The organism is Amycolatopsis sp. NPDC049253 (genome assembly GCF_040678995.1).
Taxonomy (GTDB): domain Bacteria; phylum Actinomycetota; class Actinomycetes; order Mycobacteriales; family Pseudonocardiaceae; genus Amycolatopsis.
In genome coordinates this window covers 82,660-99,284 of sequence record NZ_JBFAQX010000005.1, presented here as the reverse complement: position 1 = coordinate 99,284, position 16,625 = coordinate 82,660, and the positions used below count along the sequence as shown (strand labels likewise).

15 protein-coding genes and 1 riboswitch are annotated in these 16,625 nt (G+C 70.6%); of the genes, 10 read left to right on the top strand and 5 right to left on the bottom strand.

The features are described 5' to 3' along the window. Nucleotides 1-143 precede the first annotated feature (143 nt). The 3 genes from AB0K15_RS13670 (at nt 144) to rsmA (ending at nt 3,655) form a co-directional block, all read left to right on the top strand. On the top strand, nt 144-980 hold the full coding sequence (locus AB0K15_RS13670; protein ID WP_364049186.1) for a TatD family hydrolase: 837 nt from the start codon (nt 144-146) through the stop codon (nt 978-980). A 414-nt stretch (nt 981-1,394) separates the two neighbouring features. Further along, complete coding sequence (locus tag AB0K15_RS13665) at nt 1,395-2,780, top strand: transglycosylase family protein (protein WP_364049928.1); 1,386 nt, start codon at nt 1,395-1,397, stop codon at nt 2,778-2,780. A 35-nt stretch (nt 2,781-2,815) separates the two neighbouring features. Beyond that, on the top strand, nt 2,816-3,655 hold the full coding sequence (rsmA, locus tag AB0K15_RS13660; RefSeq protein WP_364049184.1) for a 16S rRNA (adenine(1518)-N(6)/adenine(1519)-N(6))-dimethyltransferase RsmA: 840 nt from the start codon (nt 2,816-2,818) through the stop codon (nt 3,653-3,655). On the opposite strand, the gene AB0K15_RS13655 is transcribed toward rsmA, so the two are convergent. Beyond that, nucleotides 3,646-4,230 carry a TetR/AcrR family transcriptional regulator gene (locus AB0K15_RS13655; RefSeq protein WP_364049182.1) on the bottom strand — a complete coding sequence of 195 codons (585 nt, stop codon included), beginning with the start codon at nt 4,228-4,230 and terminating at the stop codon, nt 3,646-3,648. The two genes, rsmA and AB0K15_RS13655, sit on opposite strands and share 10 nt — an antisense overlap. A 386-nt stretch (nt 4,231-4,616) precedes the next feature. Next, nucleotides 4,617-4,723: riboswitch (SAM riboswitch) on the top strand. A gap of 196 nt (nt 4,724-4,919) precedes the next feature. On the opposite strand from AB0K15_RS13655, the gene AB0K15_RS13650 reads away from it, so the two are divergent. The 4 genes from AB0K15_RS13650 (at nt 4,920) to AB0K15_RS13635 (ending at nt 10,677) form a co-directional block, all read left to right on the top strand. After that, on the top strand, nt 4,920-5,930 hold the full coding sequence (locus tag AB0K15_RS13650) for an ATP-binding cassette domain-containing protein (RefSeq protein ID WP_364049180.1): 1,011 nt from the start codon (nt 4,920-4,922) through the stop codon (nt 5,928-5,930). A gap of 200 nt (nt 5,931-6,130) precedes the next feature. Further along, a complete protein-coding gene (locus tag AB0K15_RS13645; RefSeq protein WP_364049178.1) occupies nt 6,131-7,099 on the top strand; it encodes a 4-(cytidine 5'-diphospho)-2-C-methyl-D-erythritol kinase in 969 nt (322 codons plus the stop codon). Between the two features lie 37 nt (nt 7,100-7,136). Beyond that, nucleotides 7,137-8,909, top strand: coding sequence for an ABC-F family ATP-binding cassette domain-containing protein (locus AB0K15_RS13640; protein ID WP_364049176.1), 1,773 nt, complete (start codon nt 7,137-7,139; stop codon nt 8,907-8,909). Between the two features lie 79 nt (nt 8,910-8,988). Further along, nucleotides 8,989-10,677, top strand: coding sequence for a fatty acyl-AMP ligase (locus tag AB0K15_RS13635; RefSeq protein WP_364049174.1), 1,689 nt, complete (start codon nt 8,989-8,991; stop codon nt 10,675-10,677). Here AB0K15_RS13635 and AB0K15_RS13630 read toward each other — a convergent pair. Beyond that, complete coding sequence (locus AB0K15_RS13630) at nt 10,616-11,512, bottom strand: dihydrodipicolinate synthase family protein (RefSeq protein WP_364049172.1); 897 nt, start codon at nt 11,510-11,512, stop codon at nt 10,616-10,618. The two genes, AB0K15_RS13635 and AB0K15_RS13630, sit on opposite strands and share 62 nt — an antisense overlap. 71 nt (nt 11,513-11,583) lie before the next feature. Between AB0K15_RS13630 and AB0K15_RS13625 the strand changes: the two genes are divergently transcribed. Continuing rightward, nucleotides 11,584-12,477 carry a LysR substrate-binding domain-containing protein gene (locus tag AB0K15_RS13625; protein ID WP_364049170.1) on the top strand — a complete coding sequence of 298 codons (894 nt, stop codon included), beginning with the start codon at nt 11,584-11,586 and terminating at the stop codon, nt 12,475-12,477. 119 nt (nt 12,478-12,596) lie between these two features. On the opposite strand, the gene AB0K15_RS13620 is transcribed toward AB0K15_RS13625, so the two are convergent. From AB0K15_RS13620 to AB0K15_RS13610, 3 genes are all read right to left on the bottom strand, one after another. Then, nucleotides 12,597-12,962 (bottom strand): DivIVA domain-containing protein, encoded by a 366-nt coding sequence (locus tag AB0K15_RS13620; RefSeq protein ID WP_364049168.1) that lies wholly within the window; start codon nt 12,960-12,962, stop codon nt 12,597-12,599. Between the two features lie 181 nt (nt 12,963-13,143). Beyond that, nucleotides 13,144-13,737 (bottom strand): aminoacyl-tRNA hydrolase, encoded by a 594-nt coding sequence (gene pth / locus AB0K15_RS13615; protein ID WP_364049166.1) that lies wholly within the window; start codon nt 13,735-13,737, stop codon nt 13,144-13,146. A gap of 10 nt (nt 13,738-13,747) precedes the next feature. Further along, nucleotides 13,748-14,356 (bottom strand): 50S ribosomal protein L25/general stress protein Ctc, encoded by a 609-nt coding sequence (locus tag AB0K15_RS13610; RefSeq protein ID WP_360593924.1) that lies wholly within the window; start codon nt 14,354-14,356, stop codon nt 13,748-13,750. 351 nt (nt 14,357-14,707) lie between these two features. Here AB0K15_RS13610 and AB0K15_RS13605 point away from each other — a divergent pair, with 351 nt between their 5' ends. Beyond that, nucleotides 14,708-15,835, top strand: a complete 1,128-nt coding sequence (locus AB0K15_RS13605; RefSeq protein WP_364049164.1) for a hypothetical protein — start codon at nt 14,708-14,710, stop codon at nt 15,833-15,835. Nucleotides 15,836-15,935: 100 nt separating this feature from the next. Continuing rightward, the gene (locus AB0K15_RS13600) at nt 15,936-16,580 is read left to right on the top strand and encodes an NAD(P)H-binding protein (RefSeq protein ID WP_364049162.1); all 645 of its coding nucleotides are present in this window, start codon (nt 15,936-15,938) and stop codon (nt 16,578-16,580) included. The last annotated feature ends 45 nt before the right edge of the window (nt 16,581-16,625 follow it).

Below are 16,625 nucleotides of genomic sequence, written 5' to 3'. Positions count from 1 at the left end.
CAATAACCCCCCAGGGGGGGTGTGTTGGGAGCCCCCCCCCCCCTTGGGCGGTGGGGTCCTATGCCCCCCCCCCCCGCCACATTGGGGCGCTTCGCACCGCCGCCCTCGACGCGGCGGTGAGGTCACGCAGTACGTTCAACGGTATGGGTGAAGACAAGCGCGAACTCCCGCCGATTCCCGACCGCCTGCCCACCACGGTCGTGGACGCCCACACCCACCTCGACGCCTGCGGCGCGAAGACCGCCGCCGACGTGACGGCCATGGTCGACCGCGCCGAGCGCGCCGGCGTGGCCCGGGTCGTCACGGTCGCCGACGACCTCGCTTCGGCGCGCTGGGCCGTCGACGCGTCCACGTGGGACAAGCGTGTGTTCGCCGCCGTCGCCGTGCATCCCACGCGCACCAAGGACTTCGGCGACGCCGACAAGTCCGAAGTGGAGCGTCTGGCGTCGGCCGAGCGCGTGGTCGCCGTCGGCGAGACCGGCCTCGACTACTACTGGGACTACTCGCCGCACGACGCCCAGCAGGACGCGTTCCGCTGGCACATCGACCTCGCCAAGCGCCTGGGCAAGACGTTGATGATCCACGACCGCGACGCCCACGACGACGTGCTGCGCATCCTCGACGAAGAGGGCGCACCGGACACCGTGGTCTTCCACTGCTTCTCCGGCGACGAGCACATCGCGCGCCGCTGCCTCGACAAGGGCTACGTGCTCTCGTTCGCCGGCACCGTCACCTTCAAGAACGCCCGCGGCCTCCACGAGGCCGCCCGGCTGGCGCCGGCGGGGCAGTACCTCGCCGAGACCGACGCGCCGTTCCTGACCCCCCACCCGTTCCGTGGGCGCCCGAACGAGCCCTACTGCACCGCCTACACCGTCCGGCACCTCGCGGCGCTGAGGGGCGAAGCGGTCCACGAGGTGGCCCAAGCGGTCCGGACCACCGCCGAACGCGTCTACCAATTGCCCAGTGTCACAACGGGTTGAACGGATTGCGACGTTCGGGGAGCGCAGTAGCCCACACTGACGAGTGACACAGGTCACGACACTCCGAGGGGTGTTTGCGCAACCCGGCGACCTCCGTTACTGTCCCGTGATCGTGCCGGTCGGAACCGCGGACGCGGATCCGGCTGATACGCCCACAGTCACGTCAGTGCACGTCGGGGAAGCGGCACCGAGGTTGGTACGACTCGGGACCGTGACGATGGCGCTGGCTGGGGGTGTCGGACTTGAGAGGCGCGCCGAATGGTGCGTCGCGACGAAGGAACAGGTCGTGGTGACACGTCCTGTCCTGGGAAAGGGAACGACCCAGTGACTGGTAGTAGGCAGGGTGGCTCGCGCCATAGCACCGAGAATCGTGGTGCTGCGCAGACCCTTTTCACTTCCGCTGGTTCGGTGGCCGTGCTCGACCGCGAGCTCGAAGACACCGCATACGGGGACCTTGGTTTTTCCGACGAGCTGTACGTGACCGAGCAGGACGTGCTCCTCGCTCTCGGCCCTGACGCCGACGCGATGATGGCCGAGATCGACGTCGACGTCGACGAGCTGATCCGGCTGATCAACGCCGAGACCACCATGCTCCCGCCGCTCGCCCTCCCGGACGAGCTCGCCGAGGACCGCACCGCCACTCCGGAGGCCAAGAAGGTCGCCGTCGAGGAAGGCCTGCGCGAGGCCACCCGCACCTGGAAGCGCCGCTTCCTCAAGGGTGCCGTGCTCGCCGTCATGATCTCCGTCGGCGGCGGTGGTGCCGCGGCGCTGGCGATGAACAAGAGCGTGACCGTCGACGTCGACGGTCACGAGCTCACCGTTCACAGCTACGGCGACACCGTCGGCGAGGTGCTCGAAGACGCCGGCCTCTCCGTCGGTGCCCACGACTCGCTTTCGCCCTCGCCGCAGGCCGAGGTCGGCGACGGCGGCGTCATCAAGCTCGAGCGTGGCCGCCAGCTGAACCTCGTCGTCGACGGTGTGTCCCGCCCGTCCTGGGTGCGCGCGACCACGCTCGGCGAGGCCATGACCCAGCTCGGCATGGCCGACATGATGGGCAAGGGCGCCTGGACGTCGATGCCGGCCGGCGGCGAGCTGCCGCTCGAAGGCTCGACCGTGCAGGTCAAGACCCTCAAGCACATCACGCTCTTCGACGGCACGAACGCGCCGCGCCAGGTCACCACGAACGCGGTGACCACCAAGGAGTTCCTCTCCGACTTCAAGATGAACCTCGGCCCGGACGACGCGGTCGAGGGCGGTCTGGACGTCTCCCTCAAGGACGGCGCCGAAGTCCACGTCAGCCGCATGGGCGTCTCGATGGTCAACCAGCAGGAGACCATCGACCCCGACGTGCAGAAGGTCGACGACCCGACGCTCGAGCAGGGCAAGACCACCGTTCAGGACCCGGGCACCCCGGGCCAGAAGATGGTGACCTACAAGGTCACCAAGAAGAACGGCGAAGAGATCTCCCGCGAGCAGGTCTCGGTGAAGGTCCTCCTCGAGGCCAAGCCGAAGATCCTCAAGGTGGGCACGAAGAAGCCCGCCGACCCGGCGATCGGCGACGGTTCCGCGTGGGACCGCATCGCGGCGTGCGAGGCCGGCGGCAACTGGGCGATCAACACCGGCAACGGCTACTACGGCGGCCTCCAGTTCGACAAGCAGACCTGGGACGCCTACGGCGGCGACCAGTACGCGTCCTACCCGAACCAGGCTTCGCGCGCCCAGCAGATCGCGATCGCCGAGAAGGTCCGCGACGCGCGTGGTGGCTACAGCGCCTGGCCGGTCTGCGGCAAGCGGGCCTGAGTTCCGCGGTTCCCGCGGCTCGGTAGGCTTCCCCGGTGGTTGAACTGCTGGGGCCTGCCGAGATCCGCGGGCTGGCGGACGAGCTCGACGTCCGGCCGACGAAGAAGCTCGGCCAGAACTTCGTGCACGACCCCAACACGGTTCGCCGCATCGTCGAGCTGGCCGGGGTTCAGCCGGGCGACGTCGTCTTGGAGGTCGGCCCCGGGCTGGGGTCGCTGACGCTGGGTCTGCTCGACGCCGGCGCCCGCGTGGTGGCGGTCGAGATCGATCCGAAGCTGGCGGCGCGGCTTCCGCGCACCGCCGCCGAACGCGCCGCTTCCGTCGTGGATCAGCTGACCGTGGTCGGCGCCGACGCGTTGCGGATCAGCGCGGCGGATCTGCCGGCCGAGCCCGTGTCGCTGGTGGCGAACCTCCCGTACAACGTCGCGGTCCCGGTCGTGCTGCACCTGCTGGCCGAGCTGCCGTCGCTGCGGCGCGGGATGGTGATGGTCCAGACCGAGGTCGCCGACCGGATGGCCGCCGGTCCGGGCAGCCGCATCTACGGGGTGCCCAGCGTGAAGCTCGCCTGGTACGGCCCGGCGCGCAAGGTCGGTGCCGTGCCGCGGTCGGTGTTCTGGCCGGTGCCGAACGTCGACTCGTCGCTCGTGTCCTTCGAACGCGGCACTCCCGTGGAGGGTGTCGAGCGGCAGCGGCTGTTCGAGGTCGTGGACGCCGCGTTCTCCCAGCGCCGCAAGACGCTGCGCGCGGCCCTCGCCGGCTGGGCCGGTTCCGCGGATCGCGCGGGTGAGCTCCTCGTGGCGGCCGGCATCGACCCGAAGACGCGCGGCGAGCAGCTCGACGTGCACGACTTCGTGCGGCTCGCGGCTCAAGCCTGAAAGAGCCGCGCCAGGTGGTAGTCCAGCGTCGCGAGGACTTCGGGCGAGGTGAACCGGCCGTGCAGGACGTCGAGACCCAGGCCGGTGAAGCCCGCGACCAGCAGGTTGGCTTCCTGCCGCGGCTGGACGCCAGGTGGGAGAGCCGCGCGGCGCAACAGGCTGGTGAGCAGGTCCTCGATCGGTGTCTCGGCGTGGAGGAAAACCTTCGCCAGCGCCGGGTCGCTGTGGGTGCGGCTGAAGTACGCGCGGTGGACGCGAAGTGACAGCTCGCGCTCGGCGTCGAGCGGCAGCAGCTCGGTGAGCAGCGTCCGGACCACGCCGCGCACGCTCTGGTCGACCTGCGCCGCGATGCGGGCCTGCGTGCGCTGCTCGCCGCGTTCGTGCAGATAACGCAGGGAGAGCACGAGCAGGTTGTGCTTCGTCTCGAAGTAGTACTGCACCAGCCGCAGCGACACGCCTGCCTCGGCGGCCACCTCGCGCATGCTCACGGAGTCGAGTCCGCGTTCGGCCGCGATGCGCCACACCGCCGTGGCGATCTCGCGCCGGCGTTGCTCGTGGTCGACCCGGTGCGCCACGGTCCTCCTCCGCTGTTGTGGTACGACTGTATCCGATACACGCGTATCATCTGCGATGTGACGGACGTCCGGAATCGGCTCGCGGACCGGAGTGGGTGTCCGGCTGGGAAGACGGGGTGTCTCGCCGTGTCGAACTACCTTGCCGAACCGTCATTTACCCACGCGTGCGCCGCCGGGAGATTCCCGCGCCGGAATCGCCGCTCCACCAGGGATCAGCAGCGTCCACAGTGGAATAGGCTGCCGGAAAAGCCGCGCGGAAGACATTCGGTGCCGGAGCTTTCGGGTCCACGATGTGGCTGCGGGTGTCCCGGTATCCGGGCACCACCACTCGTGTGATCTGCACCAACGCGCTTGCGTTCACCCAATGGGATCGGCTTTACTCAGAATGTCCATCCCGAGCGACTGAGAGACCTGGCTCGCCGAAGTCGCAGCAACCACTCCCCATGGGGCAGGTGCTACAGCCAGGACCGATGGAGGCTGTTTCCGATGCAGAGGGTAGCCCGCCCGCTCCTGTTGACCCGGCGGCGCGTCGTCGATGAAGGTCGCCGCACGGTATGTGCGTGTCGACGCTCCACAGTCATCGCCTGATCCTTTCTACCGCAATTCTGCGCACCGTCCGAAAAGGACGGTGATTCGGTGACGCCCGGCGCGCCCGGAAACGGTGCTGCGCCTCATGCCTGGAGCTCTTCGTGATCACTGTCGAAAACGTGTCCAAGTCCTTTCCCCTCAACGGAAATCCGGTCGCCGCGCTGCGTGATGTGAGCGTCGACGTGCAGGCCGGCTCTCTCTTCGGCGTGGTGGGCCCCGCCGGCTCCGGCAAGTCCACGCTCGCCCGCTGCATCGCCTTGCAGGAGCGCCCGGACCGCGGTGTCGTGCGGCTCGACGGCCTCAACACCGGTGCGCTCGACGGCCGCCGGCTGCGTGAGGTCCGCCGCCAGCTGGGTGTCGTCGGCACCAAGCCGGAGCTGCTCGCCGAGCGCACCGTCGCCGGCAACATCGCCACGCCGCTGGAGCAGCTCGGCGTCGACGGCCCGCAGCGCAAGAGCCGCGTCGGCAACCTGCTCGACCTCGTGGGCCTCACCGCGCGGGCCGCGCAGAAGCCGGCCGACCTCACGCCCGGCCAGCTGCGCCGCGTCGCCGTGGCCAGGGCGCTCGCCGCCGGCCCGGCTGTGCTGCTGGCCGACGACCCCACCGCCGGCATCGCCCCCGAGGAGGCCGGCGCCGTGCTCGCCGTGCTCGACCGGGCGCGCGCCGAGCTCGGCACCACCGTGCTGCTGACGACCCCCGACGCCGGTGTCGTCCGCCGCGTCTGCGACGACGTCGCGGTGCTCGAAGACGGCGCGGTCGTCGAACGCGGTCACGTGCTCGACCTCATCGCCTCGCCGGGCAGCTGGACCGCGCAGGCGGTGCTGCCGGCCATCGAGACCGCCCGCGCGCAGGCCGCGAAGTACGACCGGTCCGCCGACGTCGTGCTGATCGGCTTCGCGTCGGTCGGAGCCCTGCTGCCCGAGGCGGCCGGCCGCTTCGACGTGGAGGTCGCCACCATCGGCGGCGGTCTCACGCGCATCGGCGACACCCCGATCGCGCGTTTCCGCATCGGCGTCCGCGGCGAGCGGGCCGACGCGGCGCTGGCGTGGATCGCCGACCGCGGCGCCCACGTGACGCCGGCCGTGCGGGCCGCGCAGAGCGTCGCCGCCTGACCGCTCGTCTCACCCCCAGGCCCACCGCACCCCGATGCGGCGTTGGTTGACCGCAACCAACGCCGCATCGGGGTTGCTTGCGGTAGGACGCGGGGTCCGAGAGGAGCGAAGGCGTGTCCAAGAGGTCGGGACAGGTGTCCTGAGAACGGCTGTTTTCTCCTGGTGGGGAGCCCAGGCGCCCGGCCACGTAGGCTTGACGGGTGCTCGCCGTAGTTCCACCACCAGTCACCGTCCGGGTCCCGGCCAAGGTCAACCTGCACCTGGCCATCGGTGACCTGCGCGACGACGGTTACCACGACTTGGTCACCGTCTTCCAGGCGTTGTCGCTCACGGACGAGGTGACCGTCGCGGCCACCGACGACCCGGGGCTCGAGGTCTTCGGCGAGGGGGAGGGGTCGGTGCCCACCGACGCCACCAACCTCGCCTGGCGCGCGGCCCAGGAGCTGTCCACCTACGCCGGTCGCGCCGAGGGCGACGACCCGAAGGTGCGGATCGTGCTGCGCAAAGGCATTCCCGTCGCCGGCGGCATGGCGGGCGGGAGCGCCGACGCGGCGGCGACGCTCGTCGGCCTGGCTTCGCTGTGGAAGCTCGACGTGACGCGCGACGAGCTGGCCGCCATCGCGGGCAAGCTCGGCAGCGACGTGCCGTTCGCGCTCTACGGCGGCACCGCGCTCGGCACGGGCCGCGGTGAGCAGCTCGTGCCGGTGCTGTCGCGCCACACGTTCCACTGGGTGCTCGCGTTCGACACCGAAGGCCTGTCGACGCCGAAGGTGTTCGGCGAGCTCGACCGCCTTCGCACCGACGGCAACCCGCCGCGCATCGGCTCCCACACGCCCGTGGTCGAGGCCCTCGCGTCGGGTGATCCGCGCCAGCTCGCGCTGCTGCTGGGCAACGACCTGCAGGCGGCGGCCGTGTCGCTGCGCCCCGGTCTGCGCCGCACGCTGCGCGCGGGCGTGAACGCGGGCGCGCTGGCCGGCTGCGTGTCCGGCTCGGGACCCACGTGCGCCTTCCTCTGCGCCGACGCGCAGGCCGCCGTCGAGGTGGCGGCCGAGCTGTCCGGCGCCGGCGTGTGCCGGACGGTGCGCGTCGCTCACGGCCCGGTGCCCGGCGCCCGGCTGGTCGGCGGCGACGACGCACCCCGTGGCGCGCCACCGCGCGTGCACGCCTGAACTTCTAGTCCACTGTGGAAAGGATCGGCTGAATCGGATGGCCAACCTGGTCAACCTGGAGTCGGTGAGCAAGTCGTACGGCGTGAAACCGCTGCTGGACGGCGTTTCGCTCGGCGTCGCCGCAGGACAGCGCATCGGTGTGGTCGGTCTCAACGGAGGCGGCAAGACGACCTTGCTGGAGGTGCTCGCGGGTCTGAGCGAGCCGGATTCCGGCCGTGTGAGCCATGTTCGTGACCTGCGCATGGCCGTCGTCACCCAGCGAACCGAGCTGCCTTCGGGCAGCACGGTCGGCGACGTCGTGCTCGAACGCTATGGCGCGGAACACGAATGGGCCGCCGACGCGCGCGTGCGGTCCATTGTGGACGGGCTCGGCATCACCGCCATCGGCCTCGACACCCCGACCGCGAACCTCTCCGGTGGCGAACGCCGTCGCGTCGCGCTGGCCGCGGCGCTGACCGGCGAGCTCGACCTCGTGGTGCTCGACGAGCCCACCAACCACCTGGACGTCGAAGGTGTCCGCTGGCTGGCCGACCACCTGCTCGCCCGCCGGATCGCCGTGGTGGTCGTGACCCACGACCGGTGGTTCCTCGACACCGTCGCGAGCCTCACCTGGGAGGTCGCGAACGGGCGCGTCGAGCAGTACGAAGGTGGTTACGCCGACTGGATCTTCGCGCGCGCCGAGCGGGCGCGCCTGGCCGCGACGGCCGAGGAGAAGCGGCAGAACCTGGCCCGCAAGGAGCTGGCGTGGCTGCGCCGCGGCCCGCAGGCGCGCTCGTCGAAGCCGCGCTACCGCGTGGAAGCCGCCGAGGCCCTGATCGCCGACGTGCCGCCCCTGCGTGACTCCGTGGAGCTGATGGCGTTCGCCAAGCGCCGCCTCGGCAAGACGGTGCTGGAGCTGGAAGACGTGACGCTGAGCGTCGGTGACCGGACGCTGCTCGACCAGGTGACGTGGCGCATCGGGCCGGGGGACCGCGTGGGTCTCGTCGGCGTGAACGGTTCGGGCAAGACCTCGCTGCTCAAGCTGCTGGGCGGCGACGTCGAGCCGGAGACCGGGCGGCGGATCGAGGGCAAGACCGTCGCGCTCGCGCACCTGCGCCAGGAGCTCGACGACCTGCCGCGCGACCTGCGCGTGCTGCAGGCGATCGAGCAGGTGGCCGGGCGCGTGGTGTTCGGCAAGCAGGAGATGACGGCTTCGCAGCTGGGCGAGAAGCTCGGCTTCCCGCCCGAACGGCAGTGGACACCCGTCGGCGATCTGTCGGGTGGCGAGCGGCGCCGGCTGCAGCTGTGCCGGCTGCTCATGGCCGAGCCCAACGTGCTGCTGCTCGACGAGCCCACCAACGACCTGGACATCGACACCCTGCAGCAGCTCGAAGACCTGCTCGACGGCTGGCCCGGCACGATGGTCGTGGTCTCGCACGACCGCTACCTCGTGGAGCGCGTCTGCGACACCACCGTGGCCCTGTTCGGCGACGGCCACGTGACGAACCTGCCCGGCGGCATCGAGGAGTACCTCAACCGCCGCACGAAGCTGCGCGAGGCGACGCCGCGGCGCGAGTCACCGGCGGCCCCGGAGAAGGCCGAGACCAAGCGAAGCAACGCGGAGATCCGGGCCGCGCAGAAGGAGCTCGGACGGCTGGAGCGCAAGCTCGACCAGCTGGCCGCCCGTGAGGAGAAGCTGCACGCGGCACTGCTCGAAGCGGCCACGGACCCGGACAAGCTCATCGCGTTGAACACCGAGCTGAAGGGTGTGCACGCGGAGAAGGAAGACGTCGAGGCGAAGTGGCTGGAGACGTCCGAAGCGCTCGAATGACGGCCCGATCCGCGACCCGATCGACGCTGTTCACGCCACCGCAGGCAAGCGTTGACACCCAGACAGTAATCTGTCGCGCATGAGTCGGTTCGTGGACACGCTCGTCGAGACGGCGACGGGGCGGGGTCAGCAGCGCGGCATGGTCACGGGCGAGCCCAAGGAGCCGGTGCGCCGGACGTGGGCCGAGGTCCACGACCAGGCCAAGAAGATCGCCGGAGGCCTGGTCGCGGGCGGGCTGAAGCCCGGGAGCGCGGTGGCCGTGCTGGCCGCGGCGCCGGTGCTCATCGCGCCCACCGTGCAGGCCGTGTGGCTGGCCGGCGGCAGCGTGACGATGCTGCACCAGCCGACGGCGCGCACGGATCTCGCCGAGTGGGCCGAGGACACGGTCAAGGTGCTGGGCATGATCGGCGCCGGGCTGGTGGTGCTGGGCGAGCCGTTCGACCAGCTCGCGCCCGTGCTGGCCGAGAAGGGCATCGAGCACCGCCTGATCACGGAGCTGGCCGAGGCGGAGCCGCTGGCCGAGGTCGTGCCCACCGACGAGGGCGACACGGCGCTGCTCCAGCTCACCAGCGGTTCGACGGCCGATCCCAAGGCCGTGCGGATCACCTACGGCAACCTCTACACCAACGTCAAGGCCATGGTCGACCGCGCGGAGTTCGACTTCGACGTCGACGTGATGGTGTCGTGGCTTCCGACGTTCCACGACATGGGCATGGTCGGCTTCCTGACGGTGCCGATGACCTTCGGCGTCGAGCTGGTGAAGATCACGCCCGTCGAGTTCCTGTCCGGGCCGTTGATCTGGCCCGAGCTGATCTCCAAGTACAACGGCACCACCACGGCCGCGCCGAACTTCGCGTACGCCATCGTGGGCCGCCGTATGGCCCGCGTCGAGGACGACAACGCCTACGACCTGTCCAAGCTCCGCATCGCGCTCAACGGCGCCGAGCCGATCGACGAGACGGCCGTGCAGACCTTCGTCGACGCGGGCGCCCGCTTCAAGATGCCGGCCGAGTGCGTGTTCCCGGCGTACGGCATGGCCGAGGCGACCTTGGCGGTGTCGTTCGCGCCGCTGTTCACCGGGCTGACGCTCGACGTCGTCGAGGCCGACGCTTTGGAGGCCGACGACCGCGCCGTCCCGGTTCCCGAGGACGACCCCCGGCGGGGCACGGACTCGGTGCGCTCGTTCGCCGTGCTGGGCCGCCCGCTGGACGGCCTGGAGGCGAGCATCGTCAACTCCGAGGGCGAGCTGCTGGGCGACCGCGAAGTCGGCGAAATCCGCCTCCGCGGCCCGGCCGTCACCCCGGGCTACCTCACCGTCGACGGCCCTCTCGACACCCAGGACGCCGACGGCTGGATGAAGACCGGCGACCTCGGGTACCTCATCGACGGCCAGATCGTCATCTGCGGCCGCCGCAAGGACGTCATCATCATGGGTGGCCGCAACCTGTACCCCACCGACATCGAACGCGCGGCCACCTCGGTCGAAGGCGTGCGCGCCGGCAACGCCGTTGCCGTCCGCCTCGACGCCGGCAGCCGCCGCGAACGCTTCGCCGTCGTCGTGGAGTCCAAGCTGGCGGGAGACGCGGAGGCCGAACGCGCGCTGTCGAAGCAGGTCGCCGCCCGCGTCCGCGACGCGGTGGACATGCGCCCGTTCGCCGTGGTGGTCCTCCCGGCCGGCAGCCTGCCCAAGACTCCGTCGGGCAAGGTCAAACGAGCTGCGACGGCGATGCAGTACGCGGACAAGATCGCCCACAACGCAGAGCACTGACGAGCGACTCCACGGACTCCGGCGCCGCCGGGAGGAGCGGCAGGCGCACATCCGGCGTGGGGATGCGGCCCAGGGCGTGGAGGGCGCCCTTGAGGACCGTCGGGTTCGGTTCGGCGAAGGTCGCCACCGAGAGCCGGGCCAGGGGTGGCCCGAGTTCGCGCGCGGCGGCCAGATCGCCGCGAGACCAGGCGGTGTGGAGGGCGACGAAGTCCGCGGTGGCCAGGTGGGCGGATGCGAGGATGCCGCCGGCGGCGCCGAGGGCCAGGAGCGGGCCCGCGATCACGTCGTCGCCGGCGAGAACGGCGAAGTCGGGCGGGCAGTCGCCGAGCAGGGAGACCGTGTCGTGGTCCACGGTGCCGGTGGCGAGTTTGACGCCGGCGACGTTCGGCAACGAGCCCACGGCGCGCAGGGTCGTGGCGCTGAGCGGCTGGGCCGTGCGATAGGGCACGTGGTAGATCACCAGCGGCACCGGGCTGGTCGCGGCTAGGCGGGTGAAGTGGGCGAGCACGCCGGCCTCACCGGGGCGAGTGAAGGGCGGCACGGTGACCAACGCGGCTGTCACGTCGGGCCAGCGGGTCAGCTGTGCCGGGTTGTCCGTGCCGACGATCAATGTCGCCCCACGAGGATGGCAGGCCGCGGCGCACACCTCGATCACGAGCTGCTTCTCGACGGCGTCCAGTGAGCTCGGCTCACCGGTCGTGCCCAGGGCGACGAGCCCCGTCGCGCCGGCGTCGAGCACGGACTCGGCCAAGGCCTCCAGGGCGTCCGTCGCGATGCGGCCGTCGGCGGTGAACGGGGTGATCAGCGGGACCAGGATCCCCTGCAGTTCGGGCATGGGGAGAGCGTGGCGCACCCGAATCGTCCAGGTCCAGTTCACGTTTCTGGCTTCGAGCTTAAGCTGACCTGATGCTCGACGTGCGCCGTCTGCGCCTGCTGGCCGAACTCGCCCACCGCGGCACCATCGCGGCGGTGGCACAGGCGTTCGCGTTCACGCCGTCGGCCGTGTCGCAGCAGCTCAGTGCGCTGGAGCGCGAAGCGGGGCTACCGTTGCTCGAACGCACCGGGCGCACGGTCACGCTCACCCCGGCGGGGCACACCCTGGTCCGGCACGCCGAAGCGGTGCTGGCCCAGCTGGAACGCGCGCGGGCGGAGCTGGTCAGCGCCCGCGCCGGCGTGGCGGGGCCGGTCAGGATCGGCACGTTTCCGAGCGCCGGTCGCACGCTTCTGTCGGCAGCGCTGGTCGAGCTCGCCCGAGCCCATCCGACGCTGGAACCCCACCTGGTCGAGCTCGATCCGGCCGACGTCGCCGACGCTCTTCGCACCGGGAACCTCGACGTCGCCCTCGTCCACGAATACGACTTCGCCCCTGCGGCAGGCGAAGCCACGACTCCCTTGTGGACAGAGGCGATGTACCTCGCGCAAGGGTCACCCCCGGCCCATCGAAACGAGGCGCTCGAACACCACCGCGACAGTCCCTGGATCGCCGCGACACCCGGCACGATGTGCCGCCGCATGACCGACCGCGCGTGCGCCGCCGCGGGCTTCGAGCCGCGAGTCCGCCACCAGGTCGACGACTTCGCCACCGTGCTCGCCCTCGTCGCGGCCGGGCAGGGCGTGGCGCTCGTGCCGGAGCTCGGGCTGGTCGATCGGCCGGACGGCGTCCACCTCACGCGCCTGGGGTTGTCCCGCCGCACGCGGCTCGCCCACCGGGCCGGCGCCGAGGACCACCCGGCGGTTCGCGCCGTCGCCGAAGCGTTCGGATTGGCCGCGAAGACGGAACCGGCCCACTCACCACGGTGAGCGGGCCGGTTCCGTGTTCTCGGGGCTTGGGAGTCCGGAGGGCGGGGTTGGTTCAGGAAGAAGTCGGGTGACAGGTCAAGCGAGCGCCGCGGGGGAACAGCGCGTCGAGACCCGAGGACTCACCGGTCCTGGAAGGACTCGGCGTTCTCCGTCACCTCCGGACGCGGTGCCCGGGAGGCGGTCGCCTCGTGCTCGTCGCGTGCGCCGGGGACGGCGGGAGCGCGCCGGCCGGACAGGTCGGCCAGCTGTTCCTCGACGGCGTCCAGGAACTGGTCGACCTCGCGTTCGTCGTAGCCGCGCTTGCCGATCAGCGGCTTGTTGAACATGACGTGGTGGACTTCGGCCGCGGTCAGGTCGTCCTCTTCGGCGATCGTTTTCGCGATGCGCCGCACGAACTCGTCGACCTCCTGTTTGGCATAGCCACGGCGGCCGATCGGGGCGTTACCGAAGGTGACCTCGGTGAGGTCCTCGGCGGTGAACGACATGAAACATTCTCCGATTCAGGGTCGGTGTGCGGACTCCCGCATTCCGTCCTAACCGGTCACCGAGGCACCGGGAAGCCCGCACGCGCCGGGACGACTCGATCAGGGCCCCATAAGCCGCCCATCGAGTGAGGAAAAACTACGCAGCGCCACTCATGATCACTAACAGAGAGCAACCGGCTGATCAACCTGCGTGAAACTCGTTCTGGGCCGCGGTGAGCCCCTTCGAGAGCAGCGCTTCGGCCGCATCCGCGGCCACGGAGACCTCGAACGGGAGCTCCTTGCGCTCGACCGTCGAGAAGTCCTTCAGCACGAAATCGGCGGGATCCTGGCGGCCCGGGGGACGGCCGATGCCGAACCGCACGCGGTAGTACTCACGCGTGCCGAGCGACTTGGTGATGGAGCGCAGGCCGTTGTGCCCGTTGTCGCCGCCGCCGAGCTTGAGCTTCAGCGCGCCGAACGGCACGTCGAGCTCGTCGTGCACCACGACGACGCCCGAGGGCTCGACCTTGAAGAACCGGGCGGCGCCGACCACGGGCCCGCCGGAGAGGTTCATGAACGAACGCGGCTTCACCAGCACCACGCGACGGCCCGAAAGCCGCCCCTCCAGCACCTCGGCGCCGCTCTTGTGCGCCTTGAACTTGCCCCCGATACGGGTGGCCAGCTCGTCGAGCACCATGAAGCCGACGTTGTGGCGGTTGCCGGCGTACTGGGGCCCGGGATTACCGAGGCCGGCGAGCAAGATCAGCTCGCCGGCCCCAGGCAGGTCTTCACTCACGGAAGTGAGTTTATTCGGCGTCCCCGGCGGGAGCCTCGGCGCCTTCGGCGGCGGCCTCTTCGTCGCCGGTCTCTTCACGCTGCGGCTCGTTCACGGCCACGACCAGCGCCTCGGCGTCGGTCACCAGGACCGCGCCCTGCGGCAGGGTGACCTGCGCGGCAGTGATCTGGGTGCCGATCTCGAGACCCTCGACGGAGACCTCGATCTGCTCCGGGATGTGCAGCGCCTCGACCTCGATCTGGAGGGTGTCGAGGTCCTGGTTCACCAGGCCGCCCGGGCCGGCGGTGCCGGTCACGACCACCGGGATGTCCACGGTGACCTTCTCGCCGCGGCGAACCACGAGCAGGTCGACGTGCTCGATGTAGTTCTTCAGCGGGTGGACCACGATGGTCTTGGTCAGCGCCAGCTCGCTGGAGCCCTCGAGGTCGAGGGTGAGCACGGCGTTGCTGCCGTTCTCGCGGACCACGCGGGCGAACTCGAGGGCCGGCAGCGCGAAGTGCCGCGGGTCCGAGCCGTGCCCGTAGAGGACCGCGGGGATCTTGCCGGCGCGACGGGTGCGCCGCGCGGCGCCCTTGCCGAACTCGGTGCGCGGCTCGACGGTAAGACGTACCTCGGACACGGTGTAGCACTCCTTCAAATCACAAATCGGTGCAGCAGGTGGCGGCGGGGATCGTCGATCTCTGCTGGGGCGGTGTACTTCGAAAATCAGCTGCGTACGGCGGCGAGTTTCCAGGCGTGCACATTCCACGGGGCTTCTCGAGCCGCCGCGTCGATCACGCTGGGCACCACACGGTGCACCCGCCTCGCCGAGACAACTCGAGAAGTGTAAACCCTCGTTCGACAAGGAGGTTGCGGCGGGTGGCCCCGCACGACTAAACCTTGGTCCTGCCGGTGGGTGACGAGACAATTCCGGTGGTGCAGGCGCGTGCCGCGGGCATGGGATGATTCCCGCGGAAATAGAGGGGCGAGAATGCGGGCTCGATGGATCGCCGCGGCGGTCGTGCTGCTGGGTGGCGTCCTCGCGGGGTGCCAGGTCTCAGTGGTCGGTTCGGCGGGGGTTTCGCCCGCTGACCAGCAGATAGCCGACCGGCTGGCGGAGCAGCGAGCTGCCGTCGACGCCGCGTTGGACGCGCTGGGCAAGGCGCCCGCGCTCGAGTTCGACACCACGGTGAAGGACGCCTCGGGCAAGCCGATCGGGCTCGGTTTCCGCATCACGCGCGACGGCGACGGGTTCGGCGCGTTGCCGTTCGAAGGTCACGTGGTGCAGGTCACCGAGCTCGGGGACGATCTCTACCTCTCCGCCGACGCCGACTACTGGAAGTCGCACGGCCTCGAGGAAAACAGCACGCAGTTCGGCGCCGGCTGGGTGCACACCGTCGGCACGGAGCTGCCGATGGACCCCGGCTCGCGGTTCACCCCGGGCCGGCTCTCGATGGGGCTGGCCAAATCGTTGTCGAGTCTCAACCAGACGGCCGACCCGGTGAAGCGCAAGCTCGCGGACGGCACGGAGGTCTACCAGCTCGGCGGCGGCCTCGGCGCGCTGCAGGTGACGACCGCGAAGCCCTACCGCGTGGTCTCGTTCGCCCCGGCCCTGCTCGACCCGCTGGGCGGCCCGAAGCTCGGCACCGGGTTCCAGGTGCAGCCGCTGACCGGCGACGCCCTCAAGAAGTTCCACACCGACTTCGACAACACCGTCGGCGGGCTCGGGCAGCCGTTCGACGGGCTCGCGCAGGCGAGTGTGGTGGTCACCAACGACCGCCTCGACTGCCAGGACTTCGTCGGCTCGTGCACCGCCACCGTCGACGTGACCAACAGCGTCGTCGGCAACAGCCCGGGCTCGAAGCCGGTCGTGCACGTGACGCTCACGATCGACATCAGCGCCGATTCGCTCGGCTCGAAGACCTGCTCCACACAGGGTGACGCCGCCGCCGACGCGACCCTGACCATGTCGTGTTCGGTCAAGTTCTCGCTGCCCAACCGCACGGCCAGCTACCAGGTGCTCGCGAAGCCGACGGCCGTCGGCGAGGTGCGCGTGCCCTTCGACGCGAACGCGGCGAAGGCGAAGCTGGCGACGTCGTTCGCCCAGCTCGGCGGCTGACCTGCACACCTACCCGGCGGTGCGTTGGTTTCGTTGAAGTAGTGGATCTCCCGTCTCTACCCTCGCGTCGGCTGAGAGTTCGACCAGGAGGAGCGGGGACATGAGCAAGCTGGTGGTTTTCGGGGCGACGGGGTACGCCGGTGGCCGGATCACGGACGAGGCGCTGCGGCGCGGGCACGCGGTCGTCGGCGTGGCGCGCAAGGCCGAGGGCCTGCCGGCCGAGGTCGAGGCCCGCACGGGCTCGATGCACGACGCCGGGTTCGTCGCCGACGTGACCAAGGGGGCCGACGTGATCGTGGTCGCGACCCCGGGCCGGGCGAACGACGAGGGGCAGCGGCTGCTCGACGCGCTGCCGGCGCTCGCCGACGCGGCCCGCGCGGCCGGTGCGCGGCTGTCGTTCGTGGGCGGCGCGGCGTCGCTGCTGGTGGCCGAGGGCGGTCCGCGGCTGCTGGACACGCCGGACTTCCCCGAGGAGTACAAGACCGAGGCGAGCAGCCACGCCGAGGTCCTCGCGGCCCTGCGTGAGCTGCCGGGCGACGTCGAATGGTTCTACGTGAGCCCGGCGGCGGAGTTCGGCGCGTGGAACGCCGGCGAGCGCACGGGGTCGTTCCGCGTGGGTGGCAACGTGCTGCTGTCCGACGAGGAGGGCCGTTCGCAGATCGGCGGTGACGATTTCGCGATCGCGTTCGTGGACGAGATCGACGAGCCGCGCCACAGCCGGGCGCGCTTCACCGTCGCGTACTGAGGTCTGGTCCGTGAAGGGCACCCTGAGGCAAGCACGGGTGCCCTT